The sequence below is a fragment of the Roseibium aggregatum genome, from assembly GCF_014692675.1.
GTDB classification, from domain to species: domain Bacteria; phylum Pseudomonadota; class Alphaproteobacteria; order Rhizobiales; family Stappiaceae; genus Roseibium; species Roseibium aggregatum_C.
The window spans coordinates 1-16214 of the sequence record NZ_JABFCZ010000007.1 but is presented as its reverse complement, the minus strand read 5'-3'; the positions used below and the strand labels follow the sequence as shown (position 1 = coordinate 16214).

Genomic DNA, 16214 nt, shown 5'->3' with positions numbered 1-16214 from the left:
GAGACGAGAGCAAGGGCCGTAGTTGCGAATAAAAAAGGGCGGCCGCTGCAGCGGCCGCCCTTGTTGTTCAATCCGGTTGGTTAGAGCCCGTAGGTCGAATAGTCGACCTTGGACCAGACTTCTTCCTGGACCTTGGCTGCGATGGCTTCGGCATCGGGACCGGTTTCGGCTACAATCCCGTTCCACTTGTCGACGAGCGTCAGGAAGCGTTTCACCATGGCGTCGGCTTCGGTGATGCCGTCTCGTTCCGCATAGAGTTTTGCGACGGCTTCCGCATCCTTCGCGGCGTAGGCCTTGACCGCTTCGGCCATGTCCGCCGGCGGGTCGGTGAAGGTGATGCCGGCCTTTTCCGCAGCAGCCGTTGCGGCCGCTGTCAGTTCGTGTGCCCAGCGAAGCGTGGTGTCCGCATTCGCCCGGTTCGCCGCCCGCGCGAGCGCCGCCCGGTCTTCCGGTTTCAGGCCGGCCCAGGTTTGCCCGTTGACTGTGAAATAGGACGTGGCGTGATAGGTGCCCAGGTTGATCGTGTTGATGTCCTTGGTGACCTCGACCAGCCGGAAGGACAACAGGTCGCCGTAGGATGTGGCTGTGCCGTCGATGGCCCCCTGCGACATGGCTTCGAAGGTTTCGCCCACCGGCATGCTCACCGGCACCGCGCCGAAGGCTTCGGCAAACCGGGACCAGGGCGATCCGCCCGAGCGCAGCCGGAGCCCCTTCAGGTCTTCGAGGCTCTTGACCGGTTTGGTCGTCAGCAGGTGATAGATATCCGTCGAGCCGGAGCCCAGGAACACCACGCCGAAGGCTTTCAGTTCCTTCTGGCAGGGTTCGCAGGTGACGACGAACTCGGTCATCGCCGCGCCCATCGCATCGGGCGAGGTTCCCACCAGTGCGACTTCGGACGGAATGCTGAGATAGGGGAAGTCCGCCGGGAAATAGAGCGGCAGCAGCAGCCCGACCTGGGTGACGCCGGCCTGGAGCGCCTCTTTCATCTGGCCGAGGCTGACGACCTCCGGTCCGATCAGGGTCGCGGTCAGCGCGCCGTTCGATTCTTCCGGAAGATATTTGAGCAGATGTGCATAGCCGTGGCTGTAGGCGGGGTGCGCGGACGGAACGCCGGGCGATACCCGAAGATCTTCCGCGTGGGCCGATACCGCGATTGAAGCCGCGGCAACGGCGCCGATCAGTAGCCGTTTCATGAATTTCCTCCCTGTTTCGTCTTTGGCCGCATGGTTGGGGTTCTTCTGAATGCGGTCGCAAAGTCCGGCAGAGCCTAGCATAAAAACTTCACACGTAAACTTAATTCGATGCTAGAAAGCTATCCTCATGAACTAAAAGGCCGGCCGGAGTTGCTCGGGACAGGCAGGGGCTATAGACACTATCGGGTAGCGGCTTCAGGGTCGCGGATTGAGGAATGTTCCAGCATCAGCTTCGGATACGCAGTCAGCATCGCGTGTCTGCCAGCTGGACTTCGGCCGGGACGGTAATCGAGACGGTGAGCATGCAAGAGAATCTCAAATCCGACGCGACCTGCGAAGAACGGTCCTATGGCGGACTGGAGAACATGTCCGGCTTCCTGATTTCGCTTGCCCAGGCCTATGTCTTTGAGCATTTCAGCGAGGAACTGACGCCCAAGGGAATGCGTCCCGCGCAGATTTCCGCCCTGATCCTGATCCGCGAAAATCCGGGCATCCGCCATGGCGAACTGGCGGAAATGCTGAAGCTCAAGCTGGCCTATACCACCAAGCTCATCAAGTCTTTCGAGGCCGATGGCTGGGTCAGGAGGGAACAGTCGGAGGAAGACCGGCGCGCGATCCAGCTTTACCTGACCCCCGAAGGAGCCGCCTTCGTCGACGCGATGAAGCCGGTGCTGACGGAAAGCGATGCGGCGCGTCCGAGCGGCTTGACCGCACGCGAGACCCAACAGCTCATGCGCCTTCTCAGGAAATATCTCGGGATGGATGTCCCCGGTGCTACTGCGGACTGAACCGGACGGGTATTCGCGCTTCGGCAGGACCGGAGGAAACCGCCTGAATCGCGGCTGCCGCCTGCCGAAACGGTCGTTTTTGGTCCACTTTTGCTATAATCTGGGCATCCCGGTTTTCGGGGGAGTCATGTGGCCGATCTGCCCGCGCGCCCTAGATAGTCTTGCGGTAGCGATGACCCGGACACGATCCGCCCGGAGGCGGAGAGCACCATGAACGAAAAAGCAGTCAGCCCGGCGGAAGGCCCGTCCGATCTGTCCATGCGGACCGGTCTTCCGGACGAGTGGCTTTATCTCCTGAAATCCCACCCGCGCGAGGGCTGGCAGGCGCACCACAACCTCGGGCCGCTGACCGAATTCTGGCTGGCCCGCCACAACGGCTTTCGCGAAATGGGCGGCGTCCTGGACGTGGCGCTGACGAAGTTTCGGGAAGGCGAGGTGGAGGCAAAGCCCTTCGCCCACCATTTCGGCAGCAACCTGCAGCACTTCCTGACCGGGCTTCACCATCATCATATCATCGAGGACAACCACTATTTTCCGGTGTTCGCGGAGGCCGAAAAACGTCTCCTGCCGGGGTTCCAGCTTCTTGAAAACGACCACGAATGGCTGGATCACCGGATCGCAAATATCGTTGAAAGCGCAAACGCCTTTTTCAAGGCGCTGGGCGAAGGCGACAGGGATGCGATCCTGAGAGCGGCGGAGACCTTCGGCATGGCCAGCGACCGTCTGCTCGGCGGCCTCATGCGCCACCTAGACGACGAGGAAGACCTCGTCGTGCCGCTCATCCTGGACCGGGGCGAGGAAGAACTCGGCATTTCCTAGATTAATCCGGAGATCCAGGACTGCCGACGTTTGAGGAAGCGCGTCAGGTCCGCCGGATAGTCCGCTGCGACCGCCTCGACGACCGACCTCCGCTTCGCCAGGTTGTCTCGCCAGCGCCCGACCTTCTCCAGCCCATCCAGAATTCCGAACCGGCCCAGCCGGTCGAAGACGTCGAAATAGCGGAACACGGGCCCGAAGGTCGCGTCCACGAGGCTGAAATCGGGGCCGCTGAAGAAAGGCCCTTCTCCATCCAGTTCCTGCTCCAGGTGGAGAAACTTCTCCCGCAGGGCTGCCGCCTTTTCCTCGAAACCCTGCCGGTCGGCAGCGTCATAGAGGGCGCCGATGCCGTTCAGCACCTGCGAGCCGAATTCGATATAGGCCCGATGCCGGGCGCGCGCGACCGGATCGCGCGGATGAAGCGGCCGGGGTTGGCTGTCCTCCAGATATTCCAGGATCGGCGCGGATTCGAACAGATAGGTCTCGCCGGTCTTCAGAAGCGGCACCTTGCCGAGCGGCGAGACCTTCCGGAACCAGTCCGGCTTGTCCGACAGGTCGATCGTGACCCGTTCGAAGGGGACGCCCTTTTCTGCAAGAGCAATGGCTGCCCGCTGGACATAGGGGCAAAGCGAATGGCTGACGAGCGTGAGGTCGGATGTCATCGGAAACTCCATTTGAATGCATCTGCATAAAAATATATGCAACTGCATTTAAAAATCAAGATTGATGCAAGTGCATGAAAAGTGCTAGCTGGGGCGATGTCGAAGACCCCGAGTGAAATCGAGACTGCCGCCTGGGCTCGCTTGATTCGCGCCAGCACGTACGTGCTCGCGGCGGTGGAGGCGGACCTGAAGAAGCAGGGCTTCCCGCCCCTTGGCTGGTATGACGTCCTGCTGGAATTGAAGCGGGAACGGGACGGGGCACTGAGCCCGTCTGAGATCGAGAACCGCACCCTGCTTGCCCAGTACAATATCTCCCGTCTGCTGGCGCGGCTGGAGACCGCCGGTTATGTGTCGAAGGAGAAATCCGAAACCGACGGCCGCTCGGTGGTCGTGCGCCTGACCGGGGAGGGGGTGGAACTGTTGAAACGCATGTGGCCGGCCTATGCGGCTGCGATCCACCGTCACTTTTCCGCGCGACTGGAAGAAGGCGATGCGGAGCAACTGGGAGCGATCCTGGCGCGGCTCCTGCCGGACAGGTCCCCCGATTGATTGCCGGTTCGCAAGTGGACTTGACTTATCCGCCGCCGTCGCGCATCTAACATCCATGAGCAACGAGATCTTCGCCCTCACCGGATTTTATTACTACGTCACCGACATATCGGCGGCTGCGTAGGATCTTGTCTCACTGAACGAACCCGAAAAAGCCGCCGCGTCAGGCGGCTTTTTGGTTTGAAAAGGGCACCTGGCGGGCCGATCCCCAGGAAGCCGAACATGACCACCCACATGATTGAAGCCGGAAAGCCGGCAACGAAGCTCAAATCCGAAGCAGCCCAGGTGCTCTTCGAACGCGGCCTGATCAACCAGTGTACCGATATCGAAGCGCTGGACGAGGCGCTCGCTTCGGGGCCCGTGACCGCCTACGCCGGGTTCGACGCCACCGGCGCAAGCCTCCACGTCGGCCATCTGATGCCGCTGATGACCCTGCGCTGGCTGCAGAAGCTCGGCCACCGGCCGATCGTCGTTCTTGGCGGCGGCACCAGCCAGGTCGGCGATCCGAGCTTTCGCAACGACGCCCGGCCGCTTCTGGACGGAAGCCAGATTGCCGCCAACATCGCCGGCATCCGCCGCTCGGTGGAACGGCTCGTCGACATGCGCGGGCCCGACGGTGCGCTTCTGGTCGACAACGCCGAATGGCTCACCGAGTTCCGCTTCCTGGAGTTCCTGCGCGACTACGGCAGCCAGTTCACCGTCAACCGCATGCTCACCTTCGACAGCGTCAAGTCGCGGATCGAGGCCCAGCAGCCGCTGACCGTGCTGGAATTCTGCTACATGATGCTGCAGGCGGTGGACTTTCTGGAACTGGCGCGCCGCCACGACTGCACGCTCCAGATCGGCGGCTCCGACCAGTGGGGCAACATCGTCAACGGCATCGAGCTCGGCCGCCGCTGCGACGCCCGCCGCCTGTTCGGCCTGACCGTGCCGCTGCTGACGACGGCGTCCGGCACCAAGATGGGCAAGACCGCCGACGGCGCCGTCTGGCTTCATCCCGAGCACCTGTCGTCCTTCGGCTTCTGGCAGTTCTGGCGCAATACCGCCGATGCCGACGTGCCCCGCTTCCTGCGCCTCTTCACCGAAATGCCGATCAGCGAGGTGATCCGCCTGTCGGAGCTCCAAGGCGCCGAACTCAACGAGGCCAAGAAGATCCTGGCGACCCAGGTCACCGCCATCGTCCACGGACCCGATGCGGCCCGCGCGGCCCTGGAACAGGGCGATGCCCTGTTTTCAGGGAGCGACGAAATCGCCGAGCCGACCCACCGGATGGAGCGGCACAGGCTGGCAGAAGGCCTCGGCCTGCTGGAACTGATCGTCGGTGTCGGCTTCGCCGCCTCCAACGGCGAGGCCCGCCGCCTGGTCGAAGCCGGCGGCGTCCGCCTCAACGGCCAGGTCGTTGACGATCCCCGCCGCCGGATTTCAAGCGGCGATCTGGGGGCGGAGGACCGGCTGTCCCTGGCCGTCGGCAAGAGACGCAAGGCGCTGGTGGAATTCGGGTAAGGGCGGCAAGCTTCATCACACTCTCCGCCGTCATGCCCGGACCTGATCCGGGCATCCATGCCGTTTCGGCGCCATTTGTCGAAGCGATTACGGGATGAAACGTCACGGCATGGATGCCATGGTCGAGCCACGGTGTGGCGGAGAGAATTGGTCGGGTGGAAAGGGAAGGGGACACGCAGGCCGTCCCCGATAACAAAACGCCCCCGGCCGGAAGCCGGAGGCGCTTGTGCAGTTCAATATCGGGCGTTGCCGGTGAGCCTTGATGGTTCAGCCGGCCAGCAAGCAGTGTCGCTTCAGGACTTGCCCTTGCGGCCGGCAGCGTCCCGGTTCTTGATTGCTTCAACCTGAGAGCCGAAGGCGACGGGTGCCGCCTCGACCTTTTTCGGCTGCTTGGGTTTTCTCTTTTCGCGGTTACTGCGCAGTTGGCCCTTGGCCATCGGATGTTCCTTCCGGGGATATTACGCGGATTTCCAGAACGAGGCCGTGTCCGCGTTTTCAAGATTGTCTTCGGTCGTGACCCGTTCGTGGCGCTCGTTGTCGCTGCGAATGCGGTATTGAAGCAGGTCGTTGCGCTCCGGAAGCGTCGCCACGACGCGGAACGTTTCGGCCGGACCGGCCGATTGCCGGCGCCAGCCGGTCATGCGGACCTGTTGTCCGACCGAGAATCGATGAAGTGCCATTTCAGATTTTCCTTGTGCGGGGTGAAACCGCGGCCTCGGCAGGACCTCAACGCGCCCGGTGGGGATGTGCGTCAGGTCTGCGCCCGAAGGCCCGCAGCGACGCGGTCGCTGCGATTGGTGTACCGGGCGGCGGCGCAGTGTCGCTGCCTGCCGCCCGATAAGGTCGTCGTCTGGATCCTGTCACGCCCCTTGCGGGGCGTGCCGGAGATCGGCCGGTTGGGTCAGGCGGCCTGGACGCCGGTGGCGTTGAAGCGACCGCGTGCGTCCTGCTCGACACTGAAAGTCAGCTGCTGGCCTTCGACCACCGTCTCGATGCCGGCGCTCTGCAGGGCGCTGATGTGGACGAACACGTCCTTGGCGCCGTCGTCAGGCGTGATGAAACCAAAGCCGCGCTGGCTGTCGAAGAATTTTACTGTTCCGTTTTTCATGATTTTTTCCGAATTAACGCACCTGCGGAGAAAAGGTTTTCTCCACTTCCATTGCGATAAATTTTATGGATTTGTACAGATAATTCGATATTTTACGTCGAAGTAAACGTCAGTCCAAAATAATTTATAAAGAATACATAGGTGCGTTCGGGTAAATAATCCATCTTTATTTTTTGAAGAAGAAGTAATTTCTGGAAAAATATATAAAAAAGCTCTTTTAAATCAGTGCTGTACCGGTTGGAAAAATAAAATAAAGGTACGAAAATAAAGACGCCCCCGGCTTTCACCGGAGGCGTGAGGGTTCGCGGGGAAGTCGCGAAAGCCGTCGTGCTTATGCCTGCAGACGGGATCTGATTTCCTTGCGCAGCTCGTCGATCGGCGAGCGCGAACGGCCCTTCTTAACGTGCCAGAAGGTCCAGCCGTTGCAGGCCTCCTGACCCTGCACCAGCGCGCCCACCTTGTGGATCGAGCCGGTGTGATCGCCGGACTTCAAGGAACCGTCGGCGCGCACGATGGCCAGGTGTTTGCCCTTTGCACAGGAAAGCTCGGTGCCCGGTTCCAGAAGACCGGATTCCAGCAGGGTGCCGAAGGGAATGCGCTTTTCCGCGCGCTTGCCCTTCTGCATTTCCAGCGACACGCCGGAACCGGCCTCGATGGCCTCGATCCGCGCGGTGGCGGCGTCGATGTAATCCTGTTCCCGCTCGACACCGACGAAATGCCGGCCGAGCTTCTTGGCGACAGCACCGGTGGTGCCGGTGCCGAAGAACGGGTCGAGCACGATGTCGCCCGGCTGGGAGGAGGCGGTCAGCACCCGGTAGAGCAGGGATTCCGGCTTCTGGGTCGGGTGCACCTTCTGCCCCGCGTCGTCCTTCAGCCGTTCGGAACCGGTGCACAGCGGCAGGTGCCAGTCGGAGCGCATTTGCAGATCGTCGTTGAACACCTTCAGCGCGTCATAGTTGAAGGTCGGCTTGGACTCCTTCGACTTCGTCGCCCAGATGATCGTCTCATGGGCATTGGTGAAGCGCTTGCCGCGGAAGTTCGGCATCGGGTTCGACTTCAGCCAGACGATGTCGTTCATGATCCAGAAGCCGAGATCCTGCAGGATCGCGCCGACGCGGAAGATGTTGTGATAGGAGCCGATCACGTAGATCGAGCCGTCGTCCTTCATCACGCGGCGCACGGCCAGAAGCCAGGCGCGGGTGAAGGCGTCATAGGCCTCGAAGCTCTCGAACTGATCCCAGTGATCGTCGCAGGCGTCGACCTTGGACTGGTCGGGCCGGTGCAGATCGCCGCCGAGCTGAAGATTGTAGGGCGGATCGGCAAAGACCAGATCCACCGACTTCGCAGGCAGCTTCTCAAGGGCGGCAACGCAGTCGCCCTTCAGGATCGTGTCGAGCCAGGCAGCCTCGCCGGCCGGCCGATGGGACGGGTGGGGTGCCACGGTGGACACCCCGGTACGCAGTACTCTCATTGCGACGCAATACCTCACGCAATTTCGAGTGTCATGGTTACCGGGTTTGGTAAATCAGCGGTTAAACCGTGAAAAAGAAAAATACCGCAATTTCAATAGTTTGTTTACACTGGTAAAAGCTTTACGAGAAGTTAATCGACTGTCCCGACCGAAAAGGCCAGAATTCTGCTGATTTCGTTCAGGTTGTGCCCGGAGGCGGCTTTCCATTCGTTAAATGCGGCCTGGATTGCGGCCAGATTTTTTTTCGACAGGGCATCGTTTTCAACAACGCCTTCGCGGATCAGGGCATTAACCACGTCCTTCGACAGGATGAAACTCTCCTTGCCCATGAAGCGGAGCGCATACTGGCCGGTGTTGCCGCCGAGCCGGCTGCCGCGTTTCTTCAAAAGCTCCATCAGCCCGGTCTGGTCGGTCACCGGATAATCGGCGAAGAAGGCGGCGGCGCTGCCGTGCTCCTTGGCGAGGTCGCACAGGAACCGGGCGTTGTCCGGAACGGAGCGGATCTTGCCGCCGTTGCGCACGATGCGCGTGTCCGACATCAGGCCGTCGTAGAACTCGTCCGGCTGGAAGGCGAGGAAGGCCGGGTCGAAATTATGGAAAGCTTCCTCGAACCCGTCCCACTTGGCATCGATCACCTTCCAGTTGAAGCCCGCCTGGAAGATGCAGCGGGTGAACATGGCAAGCCACCGGTCGTCGCCGACATTGCGCAGCTCCGCCGGCGATTTCGGCTGATGACCGGAGAGCAGCTCCGCAAGCCCTTCCGCCCCGCCCTTGCGGGCGCTGGCGAGTTCTTCGATCCGGCTGAATGAACGCATGTGACTCCTCCCTGAAAGTCTGAGAATAGCAGCCTGCCGGGTTCGCCATCCAGTGCTACATGGCGGCGTGGATTGGATCACCCGGACTTCGCCGTGTGATGACGCAGTATGTGTGGGTAAGCCTTGCCTCTCGCCGGTGTCATTGCCCGGCGAAGTCCGGGCAATCCACTCACATCGCCAACGTGGCAAAAGCGGTGGTATCCCAATGCACTCCGCGCCAAATTCAAAAATTCTTCCATCCGTGAAAAATTTTTCAAAATTCCGGGGCAGGGTCATTGACGGGACAGGCGAACATGCGATCCTGACCTGATAAAGATAACAACAAGGAGACGGTCTTGTCCGACACATCCGGCTATTTCAGGGCCCCGGTGACGCGCCCGGTAGAACTGGCACCTGCGCACGCATTCGAGGCGTTCACGGACGCAGAAAAAGCCGTCGACCGCCTGATCGAAATCTTCGAGGCCAACACCGAGTTTCTGAGATCGGCCTTTTACAAGCATCTGGAAGGCGAACCGCTGGAGGGCCGTGTCCGGGCGTTTTATCCGCAGGTGCAGATCACCACCGAAAGCCATGCCCGGCTCGACAGCCGTCTCTCCTACGGCTTCGTCTCCCGCCCCGGCGTCCACGCGACGAGCGTGACCCGTCCGGACCTGTTCCGCTCCTACCTGGAGGCCCAGATCGCGCTTCTGGTGCGCAACCACGATCGGCCGGTGATGATCGGCGATTCCGAAATCCCGATCCCGTTGCACTTCGCCTTTTACGACGGCACCCATGTGGAGGGCGGGGCGGCCGCCGCCAACCTGGACCGGCCGCTGGCGGACGTCTTCGACCTGCCGGACCTGTCGCTGATGGACGATGCCATTGCCAACGGCACCTACGAGCCGGTCGACGGCGTTCTGCCGCTCGCCTCCTTTACAGCACCCAGGGTGGACTATTCCCTGCACCGGCTGCAGCACTACACGGCAACGGCGGCCGAGCATTTCCAGAACTACGTGCTCTTTACCAACTACCAGTTCTATATCGACGAATTCTGCCGCATGTCCCACCAGCTGCTGGCGGATCCGGACAGCGGCTACGAGGCCTTTGTCGAACCGGGTAACCTGATCACGCTGCCCGGGGAGGGCGGCGCGTCCGGGGCGGCCCTTTCCAAACTGCCGCAAATGCCGGCCTATCATCTGAAGCGCAAGGGCAATGCCGGCATCACCATGGTCAACATCGGCGTCGGCCCGTCCAACGCCAAGACCATCACCGACCATATCGCGGTCCTGAGGCCCCACGCCTGGCTGATGCTCGGCCACTGCGCGGGTCTCAGGAACAGTCAGACGCTCGGCGACTACGTGCTCGCCCACGGTTATGTGCGCGAGGACAACGTGCTCAACCAGGATCTGCCCGTCTGGGTGCCGATCCCGCCGCTGGCGGAGGTGCAGGTGGCGCTGGAGGACGCGGTGGCGGAGATCACCGGCTATGACGGCTACGAGCTGAAACGGGTGATGCGCACCGGCACCGTCGCCTCCATCGACAACCGCAACTGGGAACTGTGGAACCAGAGCGAGCTGGTCAGGCGCTTCTCCCAGTCGCGCGCGATCGCGCTGGACATGGAATCGGCCACCATCGCCGCCAACGGCTTCCGCTTCCGCGTGCCCTACGGCACGCTGCTGTGCGTCTCCGACAAGCCGCTCCACGGCGAATTGAAACTCCCCGGCATGGCGACGGATTTCTACAAGCGCCAGGTCGCCCAGCACCTGGAGATCGGCATCAGCGCCCTGGAAAAGCTGCGCGGCATGCCGAGCGACCGCCTGCACTCCCGCAAACTCAGAAGCTTCGCCGAGACGGCGTTTCAATAGGCGCCGCCTGGAAACCGTCAATATTGAGCGGGGAATTCAGGGCCTGAAATGCCCTGGAAAGACCGTTGCCAGGTACTTCAGGGTTTGGTCCGCCGCTGCTTCCCTTGAGAACTTCGCCGGATACATGAGCATGTTGAGCCAGAAGCCGTCGAACAGGCTTTCGAGCGTCAGCGTCACGCCTTCGGCATCCAGATCGGAATAGCCCCCGTCCCCGATGATCTGCCGGCACAGGTCCGCGCAGATCTCCTGCCGCTCCATGTCGATATGCGACGAGATGGTGCGATAGGACTTGCGGTGTGCGGTCTCGCCGAAGAAGGCGAACCAGACGGTCAGCTTCTTGCGGCTGCAGATGCGCGGATGAAACTGGGCCTCGACCATGGCGCGAAGCTTGGCGGCCGCACTAAGGTCCGGGCGGTCCAGCGCCTTCATCCACAGCGCGCGATGTTCCTCAGCAAGCGCATTCAACGTCTCGGCAAGCAGCGCGTCCTTGTTCTTGAAGTGGAAGTTGACGATGCCCAGCGACAGGCCGGCTTCCTTCGTCACCGCCGTCAGCGTCGTGCCCGGAATACCGGACCTGCTGATGCAGCTGATGGTCGCATCGATCAGCTGCTTGCGACGCACTTCCGGCGGCGCGGTTCTGGGCTTTTTGACAGTCTCCGTCATGGCTGTCCGGCTTCTTCCACTGAATGTTCATTCAATCAATGACTTGATTTGCAGGCCGGGTCAATCCTAAGCTCGGGTCAAATCGGAAATCCCGGCCGGAGTCGTCACAGGAGCCCTCCATGAGCAATAATTTCCCCACCCACGCCCAGGCCGTGATCATCGGCGGCGGATCGATCGGCTGTAACCTGGCCTATCACCTGACGCGGCTCGGCATGAGCGATGTGGTGGTGCTGGAGCGCGACAAGCTGACGTCGGGAACGACATGGCACGCGGCCGGCGAGATCGTGCCGGCCGTGCTCGGCAGCGAGTGGGAGTGCGAGCTTTACACCTATGGCCGGAACCTGATTGCCGGACTGGAAGCTGAAACCGGCCAGGCCACCGGCTTCCGTCAGGTCGGCTATATCCAGCCCGCCGACACGCCGGAACGGCTGGAAGAGATGCGGCGGGGTGCTGCCTTCATGAACCGCTTCGGCATCGAGGTCCACGAGATCACGCCGGCCGAGGCCGCCGAACGGTTTCCCATCGGCGATTTCTCCGACACCATCGCCGCCTTCTGGTATCCGCTCGAAGGGCGCACCAACCCGGTGGACACGACCATGGCACTGGCGCGCGGCGCACGCAGCAGGGGCGCCCGCATCATCGAGGACACGAGCGTCCTGGACATCCTGACCGAAAACGGCCGCGCGGTCGGCGTGCGCACCGACAAGGGCGATATCGCCGCCGAACACGTGGTGATCGCCGCCGGCATGTGGTCCCGCCAGATCGGCGCCCGGGCCGGACTGAACCTGCCGCTGCAGGCCGCCGAACACTATTACCTCATCACCGAGCCGATGGCGGGTTTCAGCCGCGACCTGCCGCTGGTGGAGGACCCGCATAGCTGGGCCTATTTCCGCGAGGAGGTGGGCGGGCTGCTGGTCGGTCTGTTCGAGCCCGACGCCGCGCCATGGCACATCGACACGATCCCGGAGAATTTCTCCTTCGGCGAGATCGACCCCGACTGGGACCGGATGGCGCCGCATCTGGAACTGGCCTTCAGGCGGGTGCCGTCCGCAGCCAACGCCGGCATCCGCAAGCTGTTCTGCGGACCGGAAAGCTTCACCCCCGATCTCGCACCGCTGGTCGGCGAGGCGCCGTCCTTGCGCAATTGCTGGGTCGCGGCGGGGCTCAATTCGCTCGGCATCCTCAACGGACCGGGCATCGGCATGGCGCTGGCGCACTGGATCGTCGAGGGCCATTGCCCGGTCGATCACACCCGGTTCAATGCCGACCGTTTCGCCGACGGCAGTCACAACACGCCTGCCTTCCGCCGCGCCCGCACGCCGGAATTGCTGGCGAAAAGCTTCGGCGCGCATTTTCCCAACGAAAGCTTCAAGACCGCGCGCGGCCTCAAGCAGTCCGCGCTCTACGACCGGCTCAAGGCCGCCGGCGCCTGTTTCAGCGAAAGCCACGGCTGGGAACTGCCCGACTGGTTCGCACCGACGCCCGCCGAGGCCAAGGTCGACAGATACAGCTGGGGCCGCCAGAACTGGTTCGACTGGCACGCCGCCGAACACCGGGCGGCCCGCGAGGACGTGATCCTGATGGACATGTCGTCCATGGCCAAGTTCCTGGTGCAGGGCCGCGATGCCTGTGCGCTTCTGAGCCGGATCAGCTGCAACGATGTCGACGTGGCGCCGGGCCGTGTCGTCTACACCGCCTGGACGAATGACCTGGGCGGCTTCGAGGCCGATTTGACCGTGACCCGACTGGCCCGCGACCGTTTCCTCGTGGTGGTGGGCGAAAACAGCCACGGCCACACGGAGACCTGGATGCGCCGCCACATCGGCGCGGACGAGTTCGTCACCATCACCGACATCACCCCCGGGATCACCCAGATCAACATTCATGGGCCAAAAGCCCGCGACCTGATGCGCAAGGTGAGCGAGGCGGACCTTTCCAGCGAGGCCTTCCCGTTCATGACCGCACGCCATATCGACGTCGGCTTCTTCGAGGTGCTCGCGCTGCGCGTGACCTATGTCGGCGAACTCGGCTGGGAACTGCACGTGCCGGGCCTGCATGCCGTTCAGGTCTATGATCTGCTGATGGCGGCAGGAGAAGAGTTCGGCCTTCGCAATGCCGGCATGCAGACCCTGTCCTCGCTCCGGCTCGAGAAGGCCTACCGCGACTTCGGCGTTGACGTGGACAACACCGACAACCCGATCGAGGCGGGGCTCGGCTTTGCGGTGAAACTGGACAAGCCGGGCGGTTTCATCGGCCGCGACGCGCTCGCCGAAATCAAGGCGGCGGGCGTGCCGAAGAACCGCATGCTGCAATTCCTGCTCGCCGATCCCGAGCCGCTGCTTTACGGCAACGAGCTGATCTGTCTGGACGGCAGGCAAGTCGGCCACATCCAGGTCGGCGCCTATGGCCACACCCTCGGCGGCGCGGTCGGCATCGGCTTTGCCGAACTCGACGAACCGCTCACCGCCGAAATCGTCAGGACCGGCGATTGGGAGATCGACGTTGCCGGTAAGCGCATCAAGGCAAGGGCCTCCCTGCAGCCGATGTTCGATCCGGCCATGGAGCGGGTGAAGAGCTGATCGCATAAAAAAGCGCGCCGCCCGGACCAACGTGCGATCCGGGCGGCGGGCGTTGCGAAATCGGCTCTGCCTTTAGTGCATGATGTAATAGAGGATCGCCGTTTCGCAGTGGCTGTCGGCATAGATGTCGACCACCGACAGGCGCTCCGACCAGCGGTCGATGATCTCGGCGGCACATTCGTTGCGCATGCCTTCGATCGCCATGCGGTAGGTCAGGTTGTCGTTGACGTAGTTGGTGGCGGCATGAAGCTCCCCGAACCTCTGGTACATGGTCTCCATCTTGGCGAGCACCGTGTCGCGCACGTCAAAGGCATAGTCGCGGTTGTCGATCACGTCCTGGCGGGTGCCGAGCACCGAGATATGGCCGGGCAGGAGCAGGTCGAAGTCGTATCCGAGCAGCGTGTCGAACACCGTCAGGTAGCGTCCGAAATCGGCCGTCGCGCCGAAGTTCATGAACGGCACCTCGCCCGGCGTGATCGTGTCGATCGCGATCAGGAACTTGAGGCCCGGCAGGTAGGCGATCACGTCCTCGTCTTCGGAATGATAGGCCGCGGTGTCGAGCTGGATGTCGACGCCGCCGGGCTTGAGTTCCAGATGGCCTTCAAAGGTGCGCGTCGGCGCCATCACCCCCGGATAGCCGTCGCTTTCCAGGCTGTCGGCGACGGAAGCCGACGTGATCACCTCAAGCCCCGGCACCTCGGCGAAGACGCCCGCGCCGCCGATGTGGTCGGCGTGGTCGTGGCTGTAGATCAGCGTGGTGATCTTTTTGCCTGACGAATTCTGCGCGATCGCCGCGGGCAGCCGGTCGGCGAAGCTCTTCGGCGCGTCGAAGACGACGATGCCGTCTTCCGTCACCAGGAACGCCGACTGGTAGATGCCGTCGGTGACGTAGAACAGCCCCGGCTTGACCTCCTGCACCGAAAGGCCGGTCTCGGCATCGAGCGCCGGCTTGCGCGCCACCGTCTTCGCCAGCTCGGGCGCGAAATTGCCGAAATAGCTCGGGTTCGCCGGGTCCATGCTGATCGTATCGGCCGTGTGGCGCTTGATTGCGTTGTCGGGTTTGGTGTCCGACTGGGCGGCGGCGCTCATGGCAAAGCCGGAAACGATCGCCGCGATCGTCCAGGCGGCAAGCCTTGTGGGGATGATTTGCATTGGTCCTGATCCTCTTCGAAAGTCCGGTGTCGCAGGCTCTCTGCGACCCGCTGGCCAAGATGATCGCAGACCGTCTTCCGGGCCATGTCCGGCAGTTCCAAATGCATTTGTGATCGTCTAATCTCGCCCCATGACGGCGATTTTGAACATGCTCGAAGGGACCAGGGCGCGTGAAGCGTTTGCCCTGCGCGCGGTCATGTCTGCGCCGTGGTCGATCCTCGTTGCGCCGGAATCGCCCCTGACCCTGCTTGCGGGCGTGAAGTCCTCGTTCTGGCTCCTCTCCGACGACAGCGCACCCGTCGAGATCCGCCCCGGCGACATCGCCATCGCCCGCGCCAACACCCGCTTCGCCATTGCCGACACGCCGGAACGCGCGCCCACGGTGACGATCTTCCGCAACCAGGACTGCCGCGACAACGACGGCAATTCGGTGAGCGAAAGCATGCTCCACGGCGTCAGAACCTGGGGCAACGACCCGGCTGGCGACACCGTCTTCACTGTGGCGGCCTACGAGAACCTCAGCCGCACCAGCGACCGGCTCAACGCCGTCCTGCCGCCGATCCTCGTGATCACCCGCGAGGAGTGGCGTTCGCCGCTGGTGGACCTCCTGTGCGAGGAAATGGGCCGCGACGAGGACGGCCAGGCCGCCGTGCTCGACCGGCTGGTGGATCTTCTTCTGACGTCGGCGCTGAAGGCCTGGGCCGCCCGGCCCGACACCGCCTCCGCGCCCGACTGGAAATCCGACGGCGATCCCGTCGTCACCCGCGCGCTCAAGCTGCTCTACGCCGAGCCGGCCCAACCCTGGACCATCGAGAGCCTGTCGGACCGCTGCCACGTGTCCCGCGCCACGCTCGCCCGCCGCTTCCGCGAGGTCGTCGGCGAACCGCCGATCACCTTCCTCACCAACCACCGCATGGCGCTCGCCGCCGACCTCCTCCAGCACCGCGGCCAGACCCTGGCCACCATCGCCGCCCAGGTCGGCTACACCGACCCGTTTGCGTTTAGTGTCGCGTTCAAGCGGAACCGGGGGGCGAGCCCGAGTGATTTCCGCGCTGCGGCGGTGGCGGGGGG

At 62.8% G+C, this 16214-nt stretch carries 16 protein-coding genes; 7 read left to right on the top strand and 9 right to left on the bottom strand.

Features of this window, described 5'->3' with window-relative positions; translation table 11 throughout:
* Positions 1–80 precede the first annotated feature (80 nt).
* Entirely contained in the window at positions 81–1193 is a 1113-nt protein-coding gene (locus tag HK439_RS07225; protein WP_190290726.1) for a C4-dicarboxylate TRAP transporter substrate-binding protein, read from the bottom strand.
* Between the two features lie 302 nt (positions 1194–1495).
* On the opposite strand from HK439_RS07225, the gene HK439_RS07220 reads away from it, so the two are divergent.
* Positions 1496–1981 carry a MarR family winged helix-turn-helix transcriptional regulator gene (locus HK439_RS07220; RefSeq protein ID WP_190290725.1) on the top strand — a complete coding sequence of 162 codons (486 nt, stop codon included), beginning with the start codon at positions 1496–1498 and terminating at the stop codon, positions 1979–1981.
* Positions 1982–2191: 210 nt separating this feature from the next.
* Positions 2192–2800: a hemerythrin domain-containing protein gene (locus tag HK439_RS07215; protein WP_190290724.1), complete on the top strand. Its 609-nt coding sequence runs from the start codon at positions 2192–2194 to the stop codon at positions 2798–2800.
* Here HK439_RS07215 and HK439_RS07210 read toward each other — a convergent pair.
* Positions 2797–3459 (bottom strand): glutathione S-transferase family protein, encoded by a 663-nt coding sequence (locus HK439_RS07210; RefSeq protein WP_190290723.1) that lies wholly within the window; start codon positions 3457–3459, stop codon positions 2797–2799. The two genes, HK439_RS07215 and HK439_RS07210, sit on opposite strands and share 4 nt — an antisense overlap.
* Before the next feature lie 96 nt (positions 3460–3555).
* Between HK439_RS07210 and HK439_RS07205 the strand changes: the two genes are divergently transcribed.
* The gene (locus HK439_RS07205) at positions 3556–4008 is read left to right on the top strand and encodes a MarR family winged helix-turn-helix transcriptional regulator (protein ID WP_190290722.1); all 453 of its coding nucleotides are present in this window, start codon (positions 3556–3558) and stop codon (positions 4006–4008) included.
* Between the two features lie 222 nt (positions 4009–4230).
* Positions 4231–5511: a tyrosine--tRNA ligase gene (gene tyrS / locus HK439_RS07200; RefSeq protein ID WP_190290721.1), complete on the top strand. Its 1281-nt coding sequence runs from the start codon at positions 4231–4233 to the stop codon at positions 5509–5511.
* Positions 5512–5804: 293 nt separating this feature from the next.
* On the opposite strand, the gene HK439_RS07195 is transcribed toward tyrS, so the two are convergent.
* The 5 genes from HK439_RS07195 to HK439_RS07175 all read right to left on the bottom strand — a co-directional run bounded on the left by HK439_RS07195 (position 5805) and on the right by HK439_RS07175 (position 8905).
* The gene (locus HK439_RS07195) at positions 5805–5948 is read right to left on the bottom strand and encodes a hypothetical protein (protein WP_190290720.1); all 144 of its coding nucleotides are present in this window, start codon (positions 5946–5948) and stop codon (positions 5805–5807) included.
* A 21-nt stretch (positions 5949–5969) separates the two neighbouring features.
* Positions 5970–6191 (bottom strand): hypothetical protein, encoded by a 222-nt coding sequence (locus HK439_RS07190; RefSeq protein WP_190290719.1) that lies wholly within the window; start codon positions 6189–6191, stop codon positions 5970–5972.
* A gap of 221 nt (positions 6192–6412) precedes the next feature.
* Positions 6413–6619 carry a cold-shock protein gene (locus HK439_RS07185; RefSeq protein ID WP_190290718.1) on the bottom strand — a complete coding sequence of 69 codons (207 nt, stop codon included), beginning with the start codon at positions 6617–6619 and terminating at the stop codon, positions 6413–6415.
* 331 nt (positions 6620–6950) lie between these two features.
* Positions 6951–8090, bottom strand: coding sequence for a site-specific DNA-methyltransferase (locus HK439_RS07180; RefSeq protein WP_190290717.1), 1140 nt, complete (start codon positions 8088–8090; stop codon positions 6951–6953).
* Between the two features lie 131 nt (positions 8091–8221).
* Positions 8222–8905 carry a DNA-3-methyladenine glycosylase I gene (locus HK439_RS07175; RefSeq protein WP_190290716.1) on the bottom strand — a complete coding sequence of 228 codons (684 nt, stop codon included), beginning with the start codon at positions 8903–8905 and terminating at the stop codon, positions 8222–8224.
* Positions 8906–9273: 368 nt separating this feature from the next.
* On the opposite strand from HK439_RS07175, the gene HK439_RS07170 reads away from it, so the two are divergent.
* Positions 9274–10749: an AMP nucleosidase gene (locus HK439_RS07170; RefSeq protein WP_328804120.1), complete on the top strand. Its 1476-nt coding sequence runs from the start codon at positions 9274–9276 to the stop codon at positions 10747–10749.
* A 36-nt stretch (positions 10750–10785) separates the two neighbouring features.
* On the opposite strand, the gene HK439_RS07165 is transcribed toward HK439_RS07170, so the two are convergent.
* Positions 10786–11412: a TetR/AcrR family transcriptional regulator gene (locus tag HK439_RS07165; RefSeq protein WP_190290714.1), complete on the bottom strand. Its 627-nt coding sequence runs from the start codon at positions 11410–11412 to the stop codon at positions 10786–10788.
* A 119-nt stretch (positions 11413–11531) separates the two neighbouring features.
* Here HK439_RS07165 and HK439_RS07160 point away from each other — a divergent pair, with 119 nt between their 5' ends.
* Positions 11532–13991, top strand: a complete 2460-nt coding sequence (locus tag HK439_RS07160; RefSeq protein WP_190290713.1) for a GcvT family protein — start codon at positions 11532–11534, stop codon at positions 13989–13991.
* Between the two features lie 72 nt (positions 13992–14063).
* Here the strand turns inward: HK439_RS07160 and HK439_RS07155 are convergent, their stop codons facing one another.
* Positions 14064–15143 (bottom strand): MBL fold metallo-hydrolase, encoded by a 1080-nt coding sequence (locus HK439_RS07155; protein WP_190290712.1) that lies wholly within the window; start codon positions 15141–15143, stop codon positions 14064–14066.
* A 130-nt stretch (positions 15144–15273) separates the two neighbouring features.
* Between HK439_RS07155 and HK439_RS07150 the strand changes: the two genes are divergently transcribed.
* On the top strand, positions 15274–16214 hold a 941-nt coding region (locus HK439_RS07150), incomplete at its 3' end, for an AraC family transcriptional regulator (protein WP_190290711.1).

Excerpts from the sequence above, each read along its gene's own strand:
- HK439_RS07155 (WP_190290712.1), bottom strand. The coding sequence starts at position 15,143 with ATGCAAATCATCCCCACAAGGCTTGCCGCCTGGACGATCGCGGCGATC.
- HK439_RS07210 (WP_190290723.1), bottom strand. The coding sequence starts at position 3,459 with ATGACATCCGACCTCACGCTCGTCAGCCATTCGCTTTGCCCCTATGTC.
- HK439_RS07225 (WP_190290726.1), bottom strand. The coding sequence starts at position 1,193 with ATGAAACGGCTACTGATCGGCGCCGTTGCCGCGGCTTCAATCGCGGTA.
- HK439_RS07185 (WP_190290718.1), bottom strand. The coding sequence starts at position 6,619 with ATGAAAAACGGAACAGTAAAATTCTTCGACAGCCAGCGCGGCTTTGGT.
- HK439_RS07160 (WP_190290713.1), top strand. The coding sequence starts at position 11,532 with ATGAGCAATAATTTCCCCACCCACGCCCAGGCCGTGATCATCGGCGGC.
- HK439_RS07220 (WP_190290725.1), top strand. The coding sequence starts at position 1,496 with ATGCAAGAGAATCTCAAATCCGACGCGACCTGCGAAGAACGGTCCTAT.
- HK439_RS07180 (WP_190290717.1), bottom strand. The coding sequence starts at position 8,090 with ATGAGAGTACTGCGTACCGGGGTGTCCACCGTGGCACCCCACCCGTCC.
- HK439_RS07195 (WP_190290720.1), bottom strand. The coding sequence starts at position 5,948 with ATGGCCAAGGGCCAACTGCGCAGTAACCGCGAAAAGAGAAAACCCAAG.
- HK439_RS07165 (WP_190290714.1), bottom strand. The coding sequence starts at position 11,412 with ATGACGGAGACTGTCAAAAAGCCCAGAACCGCGCCGCCGGAAGTGCGT.
- HK439_RS07215 (WP_190290724.1), top strand. The coding sequence starts at position 2,192 with ATGAACGAAAAAGCAGTCAGCCCGGCGGAAGGCCCGTCCGATCTGTCC.
- tyrS (WP_190290721.1), top strand. The coding sequence starts at position 4,231 with ATGACCACCCACATGATTGAAGCCGGAAAGCCGGCAACGAAGCTCAAA.
- HK439_RS07190 (WP_190290719.1), bottom strand. The coding sequence starts at position 6,191 with ATGGCACTTCATCGATTCTCGGTCGGACAACAGGTCCGCATGACCGGC.
- HK439_RS07175 (WP_190290716.1), bottom strand. The coding sequence starts at position 8,905 with ATGCGTTCATTCAGCCGGATCGAAGAACTCGCCAGCGCCCGCAAGGGC.
- HK439_RS07205 (WP_190290722.1), top strand. The coding sequence starts at position 3,556 with ATGTCGAAGACCCCGAGTGAAATCGAGACTGCCGCCTGGGCTCGCTTG.